This is a genomic window from Streptomyces sp. NBC_00094, assembly GCF_026343125.1.
GTDB lineage: Bacteria > Actinomycetota > Actinomycetes > Streptomycetales > Streptomycetaceae > Streptomyces.
This window is the reverse complement of record NZ_JAPEMB010000001.1, coordinates 2,963,742-2,980,200: the sequence shown is the minus strand read 5'-3', so window position 1 is coordinate 2,980,200 and position 16,459 is coordinate 2,963,742. Positions and strand designations below refer to the sequence as shown.

Sequence of the window (16,459 nt, the reverse complement as noted above, 5' to 3'; positions counted from 1 at the left end):
CAGTCCGGTCCATGAGGGGTGCGGACACCGTCGCGGAGCTCGTACGGCGCCAATGGGGCGACCACCGGATCGGCCTGAGGGACGAGCACCACACCCTCACCCACCACGAGGTCGCCGCGGGCGCCGCCGCGCGGGCCGCACTGCTCGTGGACCTGATGCCACCCCTGCCGGGGGGCGAGCCGCACCTCGGCATCCTGCTCGACAACACGCCGGAGTACCCGCTCTGGCTCAGCGCGGCGGCCCTCGCGGGGGCCGCCGTCGCCGGGATCAACCCGACCAGGCGCGGCGCCGAACTCGCCCGGGACATCCGGCACACCGCCTGCCGGGTCCTCGTCACCCAACGCGCCCACCTGCCGCTCCTCGACGGCCTCCGGCTGCCGGGTCTGCGCATCCTCGTCACGGACACCGACGCGTACCGGGAGCTGCTCGCCCCCTACGCGTCCGCCCGCCCGGGAGACGCCACCCTCGGCCCCGTACGCCCCGACAGCCGCTTCCTGCTCTCCTTCACCTCCGGTTCGACGGGCGCGCCCAAGGCCGCGCTCTGCAGCCAGGGACGGCTCGCGGCCGCCGGTGCCTCGCTCGTGGCCCACTTCGGCGTACGGGCCGACGACGTCCACTACGTCTGCATGCCGATGTTCCACGGCAACGCGGTGATCGCGGACTGGGCGCCCGCGCTCTCCGCCGGCGCGGGCGTGGCCCTGCGGGCCCGTTTCTCGGCCTCCCGCTTCCTGCCCGACGTACGCCGCTTCGGCGCCACGTACTTCACCTACGTGGGCCGGGCCGTGCAGTACCTGCTCGCCACCCCGCCCGGCGCGGACGACCGCGCCCACGCGCTCCGCCTCGGCTTCGGCACGGAGGCGGGGGCGGTGGACGCGGCCCGCTTCCGGGAGCGCTTCGGCGTCCCGCTCGTGGAGGGGTACGGCTCCTCCGAGGGCGGCGCGGCGATCCAGCGGACCCCGGACACCCCGACCGGTGCGATCGGGCGGGCCGCGCCGGGCGACGACCTGGCCGTCCTCGACGCGGAGACCGGCAAGGAGTGCGCACCGGCCCGCTTCTCGCCCACGGGACGGCTCCTCAACGCGGCCGAGGCGGTCGGCGAACTCGTCAACCGCGGCCGCAGCCCCTTCGAGGGGTACTGGCGCAACCCCGAGGCGGAGGCGGTCCGGCTGCGCGGGGGCTGGTACTGGACGGGCGACCTCTTCTACCGGGACGCGGCCGGCTTCCTCTACTTCGCGGGCCGTACGGACGACCGGCTGCGGGTCGACAGCGAGAACCTGGCGGCGGCGATGATCGAGAACATCCTCGCCCGCTGGGACCGGGCCGCCGGGGTGGCGGTCTACGCGATACCCGACCCGGTGGCCGGCGACCGGGTCATGGCGGCACTCGCCCTCCGCGCGGGCGCCGTCTTCGACCCGGCGGAGTTCGCGGCCTTCCTCGCCGCGCAGCCGGACCTGGGCACGAAGATGCCGCCGCGCTTCGTCCGCGTCATGCGGGAGCTGCCCCTCACGGCCACCAACAAGATCCACCGCGTGGCCCTCCGCCAGGCCTCCTTCCTCTGCCAGGACCCCGTCTGGTGGCGCCCGACCCCGACCGCTCCGTACGAGCCCCTGACCCCGGAGGCGACCACCACACTCCAGGAGGAGTACGCCCGGCAGGGCCGCGCCCCGGCCTAGGCGGTGTCGTGCCGATCAGGCCGGGCTCGCGGTGTCCGGCACGCACGCACGCTCGCCGCGTCGGCGGGACACCCCCTCGGGGGTAGGCCCGGCCCTACCCCCGACCCACCCCCCAGGCCCATGGCCCCGCCCCCGGGCCGCCGCCTACCGTGGGCGCTCATGGAACCCCGTAACCCCTGGCAGGCGCTCACCCGGTCCCGCTTCCCGCTCGGCTCCTGGCCCTGGCGGGGCGTCGGATACCTCGCGACCGGGGGGATCGTCGGGGGGCTCACCTGCCTCGTGTTCCTCGTGCTCGGGGTGTTCTCGCTGTTCCTCGTCGGGCTGCCGCTGCTGCTCCTCTCCGGGCCCGCCGTCGGCGGCGTCGAGCGGTTCCGGCTCCGGCTCGTCGACCTGGACCCCGCCCCCGACCCGCACCGCGTCCCCACCGCGCCCGGCCTCGTCGCCTGGCTCCGGCTCCGGGTGGGGGAGCAGGCGACCTGGCGGGAACTCGGGTACGCCCTCCTGCTCGCCACCGTCCTGTGGCCGCTCGACCTCGTCGCGCTCGCCGTCGGCCTCGGCCTGCCCCTGGCCCTCCTCGGCGCCCCGCTCCAGCTGGCGGTGGACGGCCACGAGGCCAAGGTCGTCAAGGCGTACCTGGTCACCTCCTATCCCGAGGCCTTCGCCGCCGCCCTCCTCGGCGCCCTCCTCCTCGTCGCCCTCGCCTACCCGCTCGCCGCCGTCGCCGGTGCCCGCGCGGCCCTCGCCCGGGCCCTGCTCGCCCCGCGCGACGCCGAGGCGCGGGACGGCGCGATCGGTGAGGTCATCGCCTCCCGCGCCCGGCTCGTCGACGCCTTCGAGGCCGAGCGGCGGCGCATCGAGCGCGACCTCCACGACGGGGCCCAGCAGCGGCTCGTCGCCCTCACCATGACCCTCGGCCTCGCCCGGCTCGACGCCCCGCCGGGACCGCTCGCCGACCAGCTCGCCAAGGCCCACGCGGAGGCCGGCCAGGTCCTGACGGAGCTGCGGGAGCTGATCCACGGCATCCACCCGCAGGTCCTGGCCGACTACGGCCTCGGTGCGGCCCTCACCGACGCCGCCGACCGCTCGGCCGTCCCCGTCGACACCGACGTCGAGCTGCCCCGGCTGCCCGCCTCCGTCGAGAGCGCCGGCTACTTCGCCGGCTGCGAGGCCCTCGCCAACGTCGGCAAGCACAGCGGTGCCGACCGGGCGAGGCTCACCGCCCGGTACGAGGACGGCGTCCTGCGGATCGACGTCGAGGACGACGGGCGGGGCGCCGCAGACCCGTCCCGGGGCAGCGGGCTCACCGGACTCGCCGACAGGATCGCCGTCCTCGATGGCACACTGACGATCATGAGCCCGCCGGGCGGGCCGACCCTCCTCCGAGTGGAGATCCCGTGCCGATCGATTCCAGAAGGCTCCGCGTCGTCCTCGCCGAGGACAGCGTCCTCCTCCGCGAGGGACTGATCGGGTTCCTGACCCGGTTCGGCCACGAGGTCGTCGCCGCCGTCGGTGACGCCGACGGCCTGCGCGAGGCGGTCGCCGCCCACGACCCGGACATCGTCGTCACCGACGTCCGGATGCCGCCCGGCTTCCAGGACGAGGGGCTGCGCGCCGCCGTCGCGCTCCGCGCCGAGCGGCCCGGCCTGCCGGTCCTCGTCCTCAGCCAGTACGTGCAGCGCAGCTACGCCGCCGACCTGCTCGATTCGGGCGACGGCACCGGCGTCGGCTACCTCCTGAAGGACCGGGTGGGGCAGGTCGAGGAGTTCGTCGAGGCCCTCACCCAGGTCGCGGACGGCGGCACGGTCGTCGACCCCGAGGTCGTACGGCAGCTGCTGCGCCGCCACCGGGACCCGCTGGAGGCGCTGACCCCGCGCGAGCGCGAGGTCCTCGGCCTGGTCGCGGAGGGGCACTCCAACGGGGAGATCGCCCGCCGTCTGGTGGTGACCGAGGCCGCCGTCGGCAAGCACATCGGGAACATCCTGGCCAAGCTCGGCCTGCCGCAGGCCGAGGACACCCACCGGCGCGTCCTCGCCGTCCTCACGTACCTCAGGGCCTGAGCGGGAACGACAGGAAAGCCCCCCGCCGAAGCGAGGGGCTTTCCTTGTCTGTGCGCCGCCAGGGACTCGAACCCCGGACCCGCTGATTAAGAGTCAGCTGCTCTAACCAACTGAGCTAGCGGCGCCTGCTGACAGAGAAAATACTACCTGGTCCTCCGGGGTGCTCGTGACCGCCCCGCCGGGGCGTCGCCCGGCGGGGTCGCGACCCCCGGGAAATCCGCCCGCGGACCGCCCCGAATGCGCCCTCGATCCGCGCTCAGATCGCCAGCGAGAGCACCACCGGCGCGGCCCGCCGGTTGAGCGTGTCGGCCGCCGCGCGCAGTCGGTGCGCGTGCTCGATCGGCAGGGAGAGCGCGAGGCAGCCCACGGCCGAGCCCGCCGTCAGCGGTACGGCCGCGCAGACCGTGCCGACCGCGTACTCCTGGAGGTCGAGCACGGGGACGGTCGCCGGCTGGCTGTCGAGCTTCGAGAAGAGGATCCGCTCGTTGGTGATCGTCCGGGAGGTCAGCCGGGCGATCTTGTGGCGGGCGAGGTGGTCCCGCCGCCCGTTCTGGTCGAGCTGGGTGAGCAGGCACTTGCCGACCGCACTCGCGTGCGCCGCCGAGCGGAAGTCCACCCACTCGTTGACCTTGGGCGTGCGCGGCCCGTCGGCGAACTGGGTGATCTTCACCTCGCCGTCGATGTACCGGCTGATGTAGACCGCGGCACCGACGGAGTCGCGCAGTTCGGTCAGGGTCTCCTGGAGCTTGGCCTCCAGCGCTTCGCGGCGGGTCAGGCCGGAACCGAGGAGGACCAGGGAGTCCCCGATGACGTACGCGCCGTCGGCGACCTGCTCCACGTACCCCTCACGGCGGAGCATGAGGAGCAGGGACGAGAGGTGCGCGACGGGCAGGCCGGTCTCGCGGGCGATCTGGACGTCCGTCACTCCGCCCCCGTGCCGTGACACCGTCTCGAGGACGCGCAGGGCGTATTGCACCGAGTGGAACGGCGCGGTGGGCTCGGGCTTCAGCGCCACGGTTTCCCCCTACCAGGTTGTGACCGCAAGCTTTCGTACCACGATAGCCGCCAAGGGCCCTTTAAGGGGCGGCTGTTGGCGAGAATGATGCGGAGGACCCCGGCCGTACGCTGCGGCGCGCCACCCTGGCATATGCCCCTGTCATGACTCCTTCATAGATCCTCAGGTCAGGGCCGTGCGGGGCCTCGTTCGTGCGCGCGTTCGGGTGGTGAGGGCCGGGAGATTTTTTACGGGGAAGCGGACCCGCCCCCGGCCTCCTGGGTGGCCGAGAACGGACGGAATAAACGGAGACACCCTCCAGTTGTCGTCCTGATGTGCCCTGCGGAAGCCGCGAGGGCGCCCGCAGCAGTCCGCAGTGTCCGCAACACGCACCCGTCCGCGGGTGCGCCGAGGAGGGTCCCGACGGTGACCGACGCAATTCGAGGAGAGGCGCGGGGGACCGCGCCCGTACCGCTGTCCGTGCTGGACCTGGTGACCGTCGGCAGCGGGCGGACCGCGACCCAGGCGCTGGCCACCAGCGTCGAGCTGAGCCGGCTCGCCGAGCGGCGCGGCTTCCACCGCCACTGGGTGGCCGAGCACCACTCGATGCCCGGGGTCGCCTCCTCCTCCCCGGCGGTGATCCTCGCCCACCTCGCCGCCCACACCCGCCGCATCCGGCTCGGCTCGGGCGGGGTCATGCTGCCCAACCACGCCCCGCTCGTCATCGCCGAGCAGTTCGGCACCCTGGAGGCCTTCGCCCCCGGCCGGATCGACCTCGGACTCGGCCGCGCGCCCGGCACCGACGGCGCCACGGCGGCCGCCCTGCGGCGCACCGACACCCTGAACGAGGGCGCATTGGGGTCTCCCCTGCTCGAGCGAAGCCGAGAGCTTGGGGAAGACTTTCCCGAGCAGCTCGCCGAGCTGACCCGCTTCCTGGACGACGACTTCCCGGACGGGCACCCGTACGCCCGGATCCACGCCGTGCCCGGACCCGTGCAGGGCCCCAAGGGCCGGCCGCCCGTCTGGCTGCTCGGCTCCTCCGGCTTCAGCGCCCGCCTCGCCGGCCTGCTCGGGCTGCCCTTCGCCTTCGCGCACCACTTCTCCGCCCGGAACACGATCCCGGCGCTCGACCTCTACCGTGACTCCTTCCGGCCCTCGGGGATCCTCGACGCCCCGTACGCGATGATCGGCGTCTCGGCGCTCGCCGCCGACGAGGCGCCGCAGGCCCGCCGTCAGGTCCTCGCCGGAGCCCTCGCGATGCTGCGGCTGCGCACCGGCCGGCCGGGTCTGGTGCCGACGCCGGAGGAGGCGGAGGCGTACGGTTTCAGCCCCGCCGAGCGGGAGTTCGTGGAGGGCTGGCTGGCGAACGTCGTGTACGGCACCCCGGACGAGGTCCGCACGGGCCTGGACGACCTCAGGAAGCGCACGGGCGCGGACGAGCTGATGATCACGGCCAACGGGCACGGCGGGGAGGCCCGGTTGCGGAGCTACGAGCTGATCGCCGACGCGTACGAGCTTCCGGAGCTCCCCGAGCTCCCCGGGCAGGGTTCCGAGCCGGAGACGGCCGGGTAAAAATCCCGCGTTCCCGTGGCCGGTTGGTTCAGCCCCGAACCACCTCCACGGCACCCATAAGTGAACCTTAAACCGCTCGTCACACATGGTGGCGGGCGGTTCCGCTTTGTGCTGCACCTCCCTGACAAGGGCTTTCTCGTGCGAATTGGTCTAGTCCTCAATCTGGTTCAGACCATTGACGTGCTGTTCATGCGCCGGTTATCACTTCCTCAGCTCCTGTACGGCACCACCCAGTTCTCCCCCCCCTTCGGAGGCCGCACGTGCACCCCCGTAAGCCCTTGATCGCCGCGCTCCTCAGCTCGGCCCTCGCCGCCGGCGCGCTTGCCGCGACGGTCGGCCTCGGCTCCGCCCAGGCGGCCGACTCGTCGACCACTGCCTCTGCGGGCAACGTGCGCATCGCGTACTACGACCAGTGGAGCGTCTACGGCAACGCGTTCTACCCCAAGCACCTCGACACCCGGGGCATCGCGAGCAAGCTGGACGTCATCAACTACTCGTTCGGCAACATCCACCCCACCAACCTCACCTGTTTCGAGGCCAACAAGGCCGCCGGTGACGACAACAACCCCAACGCGGGTGACGGTGCGGGCGACTCGTACGCCGACTACCAGAAGTCCTTCAGTGCGGCGGACAGCGTCGACGGCGTCGCCGACACGTGGAACCAGCCGATCGTGGGCGTCTTCAACCAGTTCAAGGAACTGAAGGCGAAGTACCCCCACCTGAAGATCAACATCTCGCTCGGCGGCTGGACCTACTCCAAGTACTTCAGCGACGCGGCGAAGACGGACGCGAGCCGCAAGAAGCTCGTCACCTCCTGCATCGACCAGTACATCAAGGGCAACCTGCCCGTCGAGGGCGGCTTCGGCGGCGCGGGCACGGCGGCCGGCATCTTCGACGGCATCGACATCGACTGGGAGTACCCCGGCTCCTCCGGCGGCCACCTGGGCAACCACTACGCCCCCGAGGACAAGCAGAACTTCACCCTCCTCCTCGCCGAGTTCCGCAAGCAGCTCGACGAGTACGGCGCGGCCAACGGCGGCAAGAAGTACCTGCTGACCTCGGCCCTCCCGGCCGGCCAGGACAAGATCAAGTACATCGAGACCGACAAGATCGGTCAGTACTTGGACTACGCCAACATCATGACGTACGACATGCACGGCGCCTGGGACGGCGACGGGCCGACGTACCACCAGTCCCCGCTGTACCCCTCGCCGAACGACCCGACCGACGCGATCGCGCCGGGCACCGAGAAGTACAGCATCGACTCGGCCATCGACTCGTGGATCGACGGCAACCCGACGTACGGCATCGCGGGCGGCTTCCCCGCCAACAAGCTGACCCTGGGCTACGAGTTCTACTACCGCGGCTGGAAGGGCGTCCCGGCCGGCACCACCAACGGCCTCGCCCAGACCGCCACCGGCGGCTCCAACGTCCGTCCGCTCAGCCAGCAGGCCGGCATCGCGCACTACAAGGAGCTCGGCGGCATCGTCGACAACGCGTCGACCACCTTCTGGGACGACCAGTCGAAGTCCTCGTACTTCTACAAGGACGGCGAGTTCTTCACCGGTCTGAACCAGAAGTCCATCCAGGCCCGGGTGGACTACTCCAAGCAGCGCGGCCTGGCCGGCGCGATGATGTACTCGCTCCTCGGCCTGGACGACAACGCCACCCTGCTGACCCAGATCAACACCGCGCTGGGCGCCACCACCACCCCGCCCACCACGACGCCGCCGACCACCCCGCCGACGACGCCGCCCACCACCCCGCCCACCACGGAGCCGACCACGCCTCCGACGACGACGCCGCCCACGGGCTGCGGCTCGCTCCCGGCGTACGTGGCCGGCACGGTCTACACCGCGGGCAACGAGGTCTCCCACAACGGCCGCAAGTACAAGGCCCAGTGGTGGACCCAGAACGAGACGCCGGGCACGACCGGCGAGTGGGGTGTCTGGAAGGACCTGGGCGCCTGCTGAGGCCCTGACCCGCTGATCTCCCGCACCACCTCATGAACCACTGCCCCCGCCCGGAATGTCCCTCCGGCCGGGGGCAGTCCCATGCCCGCACCCGGGCGGGACCGTCTCGGACCCGCGGACCGTCTCGGACCCGCGGGACCGTCTCAGACCCGCAGCGGCTCCACGCCGATCAGCTCGGCGATCCGGTCCGGGGCCACCGCCCGCGAGTACAGCCAGCCCTGCCCCGTGTCGCAGCCGATCCGGCGCAGCCGGGCGGCCTGCCCCGCGGTCTCGACGCACTCGGCGGTCACCGTGAGCCCGAGCCGGTGCGCGAGCTGGACGAGCGCCTCGACGATCAGCTCGTCCGCCGGGTTGGGGTGCTCCTCGTCCTGGAAGCCGCGGACGAAGGAGCCGTCCAGCTTGAGCACCGAGACCGGGAGCCGGCTCAGATAGGCCAGGTTCGAGTAGCCGGTGCCGAAGTCGTCGATCGCGATCCGCACCCCCATGTCGCTGAGCGCCTGGAGCGCCTGGAGCGGCCGCCCGGCCGAGCCCATCACGGCGGACTCGGTCAGTTCCAGCTGGAGCAGGTGCGGGGCGAGCCCGGTCTCGGCAAGGATCCCGGCCACGTCCGCGACCAGGTCGGAGTCCCAGACCTGACGGACCGCCACGTTGACGCTGACGAAGATCGGGCGCTCGCGCGGATGGTCCTTCTGCCACTGCCGGGCCTGCCGGCAGGACGTCCGCAGCACCCACCGCCCGAGCTCGACGATCGAGCCGTCCTCCTCGGCGATGCCGATGAACCGATTCGGCGGGAGCGATCCGAACTGCGGGTGGTTCCAGCGCACCAGCGCCTCCACCCCGCGCACCGCACCGTCCGTCAGGTCGACGAGCGGCTGGTACTCCAGGCCGAACTCACCGCGTTCCACGGCCGGGCGCAGTGTGGAGGAGAGCGCCTGCCGGGTCATCCGGTGCGCGTTGCGCTCCGGGTCGAAGAGGGTCCAGCGGGCCTTGCCGTCGGCCTTGGCCCAGTACAGCGTGGTGTCCGCGGCCTGCATCAGGGCGGTCGCCGTCGTTCCGCGCGCGGTGCGCTCGACGACGCCGATCGAGGCGGAGACCGAGAGTCGCTGGCTCGCCAGGTCGAAGGGCTGCTGGAGCGCGCACAGCACCGAGCGCGCCAGGTCGGCCAGTTGTTCCGTACCGGTGGAGTCCTCGATCAGGATCGCGAACTCGTCACCGCCGAGCCGCGCCACGAGGTGGCCGCCGCTGCGGGTGTAGCCGTCGCGGTCGGCGCACTCGGTCAACCGGGCGGCGACGGCGGCGAGGAGCCGGTCGCCGATGCGGTGGCCGAGGGTGTCGTTGACGGCCTTGAAACCGTCGAGATCGAGGTAGCAGAGGCCGATCCGCCCTGTTCTGCCATACCCGTACGACTCATGTGACTCATGCGACTGGTGTGACTCGTGCGAAGAACCGACCGGCTCACCCTCCGCGCCGGAGCCGCCGGAGCCGCCGGAGTCACCGGGAGCGCCGGCGTTCCCGGCGTCCTGGGCCGCGGCTTCCAGGGCCGCCGAGAGCCGCTCGAAGAACAGGGCCCGGTTGGGCAGTCGGGTCACGGGGTCGTGCATCTGGAGGTGGCGCAGCCGCGCCTGGAGTTCCCGTCGGTCGCTGACGTCCGCGATCGACAGCAGGACGCGTCGGCTGTCCGGTACGGGGGAGACGGTGACCTCGGCCCAGAGGGAGCGCCCATCGGGGTGCTTGAGGCGGCGGGTGCAGCGGAAGCGGGAGCGGCGGCCGCGGAGCACCTCGCGGTACGCGTGCCAGGTGCGGCCGTCGGAGGCGAGGTCGACGAGGTCGGCGGCGGCCTGCTCGCGGAGCGCCCCCGCCTCGGTCCCGAGGAGGGCACCGAAGGAGTCGTTGGCCGTGACGACGACGCCGTCCTGGTCGACGACGGCCATCGCGAGCTGGGCGGCCCCGAAGGCGGCCTGGTAGTCGCGGAGTTCGGCTGCCCGGCGGTCGGGGGCGAGGCCGGGTGCGGGGCCAGGTGCGGGTCCTGGTCCGAGGTGGAGGCCGAGACCGAGGCCCGGTCCTGGTCCGAGGTCGGGGCCGCCTGCGGGGCCGGGGCCGGGGTCGGGCCCGCCTGCGCGGCCGGTGTGGAGGCCGGCGGGGTGCAGGGCGTAGGGCTCGGCGTGACGCTCCGTGACTGCAGGGTCGTTCGGGGGTGTCTCCGGCGGCTCTGGATGCACCGGTCCTTCGGGGGTTCCGCTCACCGCTCGCTCCCGTAGTGCAGTCGGGCCGTTCACATGTGGTCGGGATGGTCGGCCAGGGAAAGTGAGCCGATCATAGAGCCAGGCCGGGCGCCCGTTCCAGCTCCGAGGCGCCCGTGGACGGCTCCGGGCCCTGTGAGGCTCCCCACCGCGACCCTCCGCCCGATCGTTTCTGCGCGGGTCTGACACGGGTCGGTGATGACCTGACCGAATGTGACTTTCCGTGAGCTGATGCCCGCTCGTGTCGCGTCGACCCCATGGCGCTCCCTCACCCGACCGGGGCAGTGGAAACATGCGAAACGCCGCAAATCGTCACAAGGTGGGTGTGGTGTCCCGCTCTAGCGATCCGGAGGTCCACGTGAGGGGTCAGCAGCCACCCGGGGGAGTGGAACGCCCACGCCTGCGCACCGGCGCGGCGGCCTTCACCGCGTTCGCGGCGCTCGCCGCCACCGGGCTCGTCGCGGGCCCCGCCGTCGGCGCGCCCTCGGCGAGTCCCTGCACCCTGCCCCGTACCGGAGCCCATCACTCGCTCGGCCTCGACGCCTGGAACGGCTCCTACCCGCGCCCCACCCGCGCCCTCGACGCGGTCATGATCTTCCTGTCCTTCCCGGACTCCGAACCGCTCACCACCCCCGCCGAACTCGCCGCCGACCACTTCCCGGCCACCAGTGAGTACTTCGACCGGGCCTCCTACGGGCGCTTCGAGCTGCGCCCGCACGCCCGGTCCGACTGGACCCCGATGCCGCGGGAGTCGGGCGCGTACGACATACAGCGGGACTGGGACTCCGGGAAGCGCGCGGCCTACCTGCGCGACGCGATCGCCGCCGTCGACGCGAGGGTCGACTTCTCGCTGTACGACATCGTCTATCTGGTCGCCGACCCGGACGCGCCCGGCGTGGACTCCGACGCGACCAAGGTGGTCAACCTCGAACACCCGCTGGAGGCCGACGGCACCGAGATCAAGCGGGTCGTCACCGTCTTCGAGCGGCACCCGCCCGACCGCAACGTCCTCGCCCACGAGACCGGCCACGTCTTCGACCTGCCCGACCTCTACCACCGCCCCGCCGACGGCAAGGGCGACTGGGACACCCATGTGGGTGACTGGGACGTCATGGGCAGTCAGTTCGGGCTCGCGCCGGACCTCTTCGGCTGGCACAAGTGGAAGCTCGGCTGGCTCTCCCGTGCCCAGGTGACCTGCGTCCAGGGCCCCGCTCAGCTGGTCAGCCTGGAGCCGACCGACGCACCGCCGACGGAGAGCGGTGCTCTCGGCACGCGGCTGGCCGTCGTCAGGACCGGCCCGGACAGCGTCCTGGCGATCGAGGCCCGGGGTGCGACCGGCAACGACGCCGAGACCTGCACCCAGGGCGTGCTCCTCTACCGGGTGCGCAACGGCGCGGCCTCGGGCGACGGCCCGGTCCAGGTCGTCGACGCCCACCCGGACACCCAGGCGTGCGAGGACCGCTCCGTCTACCCGCCGCTCGCGGACGCGCCACTGGGGGAGGGCGAGACCTTCACCGTTCCCGGGACGGGCGTACGGGTCGAGGTCGCGGACCGCACCGAGACGGGCGGCTGGACGGTGAAGATCAGCCCGCCCGTCGTCGACTGACGCCGGGAACGGCCTCTCGGCCCCGGACACGAAGAAGCCCCCCGCTTCCGCGAGGGGCTTCTTCCGTCTGTGCGCCGCCAGGGACTCGAACCCCGGACCCGCTGATTAAGAGTCAGCTGCTCTAACCAACTGAGCTAGCGGCGCCTGCTGACGTCGTAGACATTAGCACCCGGATCGGCGGGAGGAAAAATCGATACCCGCACGTCGGCCGTGGAGGCCGCCCGGACGGCCCGGACGCAGGCCCAGAGCATGACCTCGGGGCCGGGCAGCCAGGGGTGCCGCGTGTCGGGGGCCACCAGCCAGCGGGGCCCGGCGGAGTCGGCCGGGGTGAGCGGCGGCACGGTCACCGCGTCCCCGACCCCGTGACAGAGCGGCCGGGGGACGGCCTCGCCCCACTCCTCCCAGTCGAGCAGGGCCGGTAACCGCTGGGCCGTCCCGGGCGCGGCGAACAGCATCATCCGGCCCCGGTGGACGGCGACGGGACCGGAGCCCGGACCCTCCTCCCACAGCCGGTCCAGCATCCGGCGCCCGAAGACCGGGTCCACGTTGACGACGTCGAAGACCGTCCCGCACGGGAGCGCCGCCGGCGAGGCCGGGGCGGCCTCCCAGCGCGTGAGGGCGGCCCCCGGGCGGCCCCCGGCGGCGGTGGCGAGCCAGGCGGCCCCGTCAGCGGTCACGTGGGCGGTCTGGTGCCGCCCCTCGTCACCCTCCCGCAGGAACCGGAAGATGTCGTGCGGGGTCTCGTCGCGCAGCCAGGTCGTCATACGACCAGATCTACCGGCCGTCACCACGCGATTTCCGAGGGTTGCCGGAATCCCGGACAGGAGGGGTCGGCGGGGAGTATCGTGCGCCCCGCATATGCCACGGGACGCACCGGAGCCCCTACTCCTCCGGCGGACGACCGTTCGACCGGATCAGACCGCGACCGAACTCGATCATCTTCACGGCGTAGTCCTCGGTCCACTCCGCCCGCTCGGCGACATCCGCCGCCGTCAGCCGGTCGAACCGCCGCGGGTCCGCCAGCTGCGCCGCCGCGATCGCCTGGAACTCCGTCGCGCGGTCCGTCGCCGCGCGGAACGCCAGCGTCAGCTCCGTCGCCCGGGTCAGCAGCTCGCGCGGGTCCTCTATCGACTCCAGGTCGAAGAAGTGCTCCGGATCGGCGGTCGCCTCGGCAGGCTCGAAGACCAGCGGTGCCGGCCGAAGCCGTCGCTGCCCACTCCGCTCCGCGGGTTCCGCCATCGTTCTTCTCCTCCTCGCACAGGCACGGCCCGGAATCCCGGGCCGCTTTCCATTGTCCCGTGCCGCGCAAGAGCGTGAGGCTCCCACCGAGCGCCCCCGCTCAGCCCCCGAGCCCCGGTTTGGGACCGGAGGCCCCCCTGACCGGCCGTCCCCGGCTCAGGCCGCGCCCGGGTCCCAGGCCACCCGGTGTTCCGCCAGGTGGGAGAGGACCGCGTGGTTCGCCTCCCAGCCGTCGGGGAACGACACGGCCGCGCCGAGCCGCACCGGCTCCGTCGACGGGTGCTCGTCGAGGAGCTCCGCGACGCCCGCGCGGCAGACCACGACGCAGGCGTGCCGGTGCCGGGAGGCCAGCACGCACAGGCGGCCCGTCTCCAGGTGGAAGGCGGTCGCGTCCGGGCGCCCCGACAGCGGATGGAGGACGACCGTCACGTCGTACTCGCGTCCCTGGAGCCGGTTCGCGGTGTCCACCGTCACGCCCGTCACGCCGAGACCCGCGAGCGCCGCCCGGACCGCCGCCGCCTGGTCGCGGTGCGCGGTGCCGACCGCGACCCGGTCGGGCGTCAGGGGCACCGGCCGCTCGGACCGCTCCGAGACCGCCGCCCCGCCCCGGTCCAGCAGACGGCGTACGAGCAGGGCGACCGCGCCGACCGCCTCCGGGTCGGTGCGCGGGGTGGTGCGGGCCGGCAGTTCGAGCAGCCCCCAGCCCGACTCCGCCGCCTCGTCGAGGACCCGGTCGGGACCCGAGCCGTCCGATGCCACCCCGAAGGAGAGCTTCCGGTCCCCGGGCCCGGTGCCGCTGCGGAACGGCGTGTACGGGTAGAAGGCGTCCGAGACCAGCGGCGCCGCCGAGGCCGGCAGCCGCCACGACACCGGCAGCCGGTGCTGCGGCAGCTCCGGATTGTGCGCGAGCAGGGTGGAGACCGCGGAGGCGGACGGGTCGTACGAGAGCCCCGCCCACTGCTCCGCACCCACCACCGAGAACGGGTCCAGCTGCCCGGGGTCGCCCACGAACAGCGCCCGCTCGAAGAGACCCGCCACGGCGAGGAGCGCGTCCGAACGCATCTGGTACGCCTCGTCGACGATCGCGTGCGCCCACGGCTCGACGTTCTTCACGTGCGCCCACTTGGCGGAGGTGGAGAGGACGACCTGCAGCCCGGCCAGCTCCCCGGGCTTCGCCGACTTCCGTACGTTGGCCAGGTCGTCGAGCGCCTTGTCGTACGGGTCGCTGTCGCTGGAGTGCAGCCGGCCCACCTCCAGGCCGGGCTCCTTCTCGGCGAGCCGCAGCACCAGGTCGTCCACCTGCGCGTTCGTCTGCGCGACGACCATCAGGGAACGCCCGGCGGCAGCCAGTTCGAGGGCGGCCCGGACCACCAGGGTCGACTTCCCGGCCCCCGGAGGCGAGTCCACGACGACACCCCGGGAGGTGCCGTGCAGGGTGTCCGCGAGGATGCCGTCCGTCGCCCGGCCGGCCTCGGCGGACGGATCGAAACGAGGCTCAGGGGTCGTCACAGCACGTCCTCGGGGGTCACGGCGTCGGGCAGTTCGACGGCGTCCGTCCGCGGAGGACCGCCGTGCGTCCAGGGCGTGTCGTCCGGGTCCGGCAGCTTCGGTCCGACCCGCTGCTCGTGCTCGAACAGCGTCCAGGCGATCCGCTCGCCCTTCTCCGGCACCGAACCCTCCGCCGGCTCCTTCGACCGCCCCATCCTGTCCAGGAGCCGCAGGACCATCGAACCGTCCTCCTCGTACCGCACGAACTCCGCCGCCTGCGGCTTCCCGTCGAGCGAGCGGAACACCTTCGCCTTCTCCGCGAGGTGCGGCCGGTCCTCCGTGCGGACCGTGAGGAGCGGGCGCGGCGAAGGCCGCTTCGACTCCGTCCACGCCATCGTCACCTCGACCACCTCCGCCGCGAACGCCTCGCCCGCGAGCCGCCGCCCCGCCAGGACCAGCGGGTCGTCGAGCGCCTCGTGCGCCTCCAGCTGGCCCTGCGCCTGCTCACGGGCCGCGAGCTTCGAGGCCGCCGTCACGGCGTCGTCCCGGCGTGGCTGCGGCGGCTCACCGGCCGTGATCCGGTCCCGGTGACCGGTGAACGACCAGCGGTCGCGGGTCCAGCGGTCCTCGACCCTCGCGCCCTCCGGCAGCTCCCGCAGCAGGTCGAGCGCCTGCCAGATCCCGTCCCAGGTCGGCTTCAGCTGCGAGGCGACGAGGCGCCGGACCTCGCGCTCGGCCCGGTGCAGCTCGCCCAGGCCCCTGTCGGCCGCCTCGCCGTCCTCGGCCGCGCCCAGCGCCTGCCGTGCCCGGTCGTACCGCTCGATCGCGGGCGCGAGGAGCCGGTTGTCGAAAGCCGGATCGGTGGCCGGACCGGCCGGCGGGCAGAGCAGCTGGCCCTGCGCGTCCCGCTCCACCTCGGCCCGCAGCGCCCCCGCCGGACCGGGCTCCCCGTCGTACGGGTCGATCCAGGCGAGCAGCGCGCCCAGGTGCTGGTCCTCCAGGGAGGACTGGCCCGTCGCCCAGTGCCGGTTGAGCAGATCCGTCGCGGCGAGCAGCAGCGAGGAACCGGGCACCCGCGCCCGCTCGCCGAAGTGCGTCAGCCAGCGCCCGAGCAGCGGTACGCGCGGCGGCGCCGGGAACGGCGTCTCCGGGTCCTGCTCGGCCGTCCGCCGGAACCGCGTCGACCGCCCGATCAGCCGTACGTACTCGATGCCCGCCCGGCTCGGCACGATCAGCTGCGGCGCGTCCGCGCACAGCTCGACCTCGACCTTCACCTTCTTGCCGGTCTCGGGATCGACCTCGCTCCGCTCCGCCGCCTCGACGACGTCCGTGAACGAGTCGACGTACGGCAGGACCTCCTCGGCCAGGTCGGCCAGGAACGAGAACCGCAGGTCCCGGTCCCGGGGCTGAGCCACCACCAGGAGCCGGGGCTCCTCGCGGTCGGTGCCGACGAGCGCGCCGAGCGGCGCACCCGCCTCGCCGGCGGTCGTCAGTGGGACGAGGACGAGCGGTCGCGCGGACACGCGCCGGTGGCGGACGGTGGCCAGCGGCTGGGCGCGGCCCGACTCGACGGCCTCCATCCGGGCCAGTGCGGAGATCAGCGACATACGGGGGCCT

General features: G+C 73.1%; 12 protein-coding genes and 2 tRNA genes. 6 read left to right on the top strand and 8 right to left on the bottom strand.

Features of this window, described 5'->3' with window-relative positions:
* Positions 1–11: 11 nt before the first annotated feature.
* The 3 genes from OG580_RS12780 to OG580_RS12770 all read left to right on the top strand — a co-directional run bounded on the left by OG580_RS12780 (position 12) and on the right by OG580_RS12770 (position 3,730).
* Positions 12–1,673 (top strand): AMP-binding protein, encoded by a 1,662-nt coding sequence (locus OG580_RS12780; protein WP_267043793.1) that lies wholly within the window; start codon positions 12–14, stop codon positions 1,671–1,673.
* Between the two features lie 159 nt (positions 1,674–1,832).
* Positions 1,833–3,137, top strand: a complete 1,305-nt coding sequence (locus tag OG580_RS12775; protein WP_267043792.1) for a sensor domain-containing protein — start codon at positions 1,833–1,835, stop codon at positions 3,135–3,137.
* Positions 3,068–3,730: a response regulator transcription factor gene (locus OG580_RS12770; RefSeq protein ID WP_267043791.1), complete on the top strand. Its 663-nt coding sequence runs from the start codon at positions 3,068–3,070 to the stop codon at positions 3,728–3,730. Before OG580_RS12775 ends, OG580_RS12770 begins: the two co-directional genes overlap by 70 nt.
* A gap of 51 nt (positions 3,731–3,781) precedes the next feature.
* Here the strand turns inward: OG580_RS12770 and OG580_RS12765 are convergent.
* Positions 3,782–3,855: transfer RNA gene (locus OG580_RS12765), tRNA-Lys, on the bottom strand.
* A 131-nt stretch (positions 3,856–3,986) separates the two neighbouring features.
* Positions 3,987–4,745, bottom strand: a complete 759-nt coding sequence (locus tag OG580_RS12760) for an IclR family transcriptional regulator (RefSeq protein ID WP_024758909.1) — start codon at positions 4,743–4,745, stop codon at positions 3,987–3,989.
* Positions 4,746–5,150: 405 nt separating this feature from the next.
* Between OG580_RS12760 and OG580_RS12755 the strand changes: the two genes are divergently transcribed.
* Together OG580_RS12755 and OG580_RS12750 are read left to right on the top strand one after the other, a co-directional pair.
* Positions 5,151–6,296 (top strand): LLM class flavin-dependent oxidoreductase, encoded by a 1,146-nt coding sequence (locus tag OG580_RS12755; protein ID WP_267043790.1) that lies wholly within the window; start codon positions 5,151–5,153, stop codon positions 6,294–6,296.
* Between the two features lie 260 nt (positions 6,297–6,556).
* Entirely contained in the window at positions 6,557–8,269 is a 1,713-nt protein-coding gene (locus OG580_RS12750; RefSeq protein ID WP_267043789.1) for a glycosyl hydrolase family 18 protein, read from the top strand.
* Between the two features lie 143 nt (positions 8,270–8,412).
* Here OG580_RS12750 and OG580_RS12745 read toward each other — a convergent pair whose 3' ends face one another.
* A complete protein-coding gene (locus tag OG580_RS12745; RefSeq protein ID WP_267047982.1) occupies positions 8,413–10,200 on the bottom strand; it encodes a bifunctional diguanylate cyclase/phosphodiesterase in 1,788 nt (595 codons plus the stop codon).
* Between the two features lie 667 nt (positions 10,201–10,867).
* Here OG580_RS12745 and OG580_RS12740 point away from each other — a divergent pair.
* A complete protein-coding gene (locus OG580_RS12740) occupies positions 10,868–12,115 on the top strand; it encodes a M6 family metalloprotease domain-containing protein (protein ID WP_267043788.1) in 1,248 nt (415 codons plus the stop codon).
* Between the two features lie 70 nt (positions 12,116–12,185).
* Here the strand turns inward: OG580_RS12740 and OG580_RS12735 are convergent.
* From OG580_RS12735 to OG580_RS12715, 5 genes are all read right to left on the bottom strand, one after another.
* Positions 12,186–12,259: transfer RNA gene (locus tag OG580_RS12735), tRNA-Lys, on the bottom strand.
* Entirely contained in the window at positions 12,250–12,879 is a 630-nt protein-coding gene (locus OG580_RS12730; RefSeq protein ID WP_267043787.1) for a hypothetical protein, read from the bottom strand. The genes OG580_RS12735 and OG580_RS12730 overlap by 10 nt, the downstream gene beginning before the upstream one ends.
* A gap of 118 nt (positions 12,880–12,997) precedes the next feature.
* Complete coding sequence (locus OG580_RS12725) at positions 12,998–13,354, bottom strand: hypothetical protein (RefSeq protein ID WP_267043786.1); 357 nt, start codon at positions 13,352–13,354, stop codon at positions 12,998–13,000.
* A gap of 156 nt (positions 13,355–13,510) precedes the next feature.
* Positions 13,511–14,863: an AAA family ATPase gene (locus OG580_RS12720; RefSeq protein ID WP_267043785.1), complete on the bottom strand. Its 1,353-nt coding sequence runs from the start codon at positions 14,861–14,863 to the stop codon at positions 13,511–13,513.
* The gene (locus OG580_RS12715; protein ID WP_267043784.1) at positions 14,860–16,449 is read right to left on the bottom strand and encodes a hypothetical protein; all 1,590 of its coding nucleotides are present in this window, start codon (positions 16,447–16,449) and stop codon (positions 14,860–14,862) included. Before OG580_RS12715 ends, OG580_RS12720 begins: the two co-directional genes overlap by 4 nt.
* Positions 16,450–16,459: the final 10 nt, after the last annotated feature.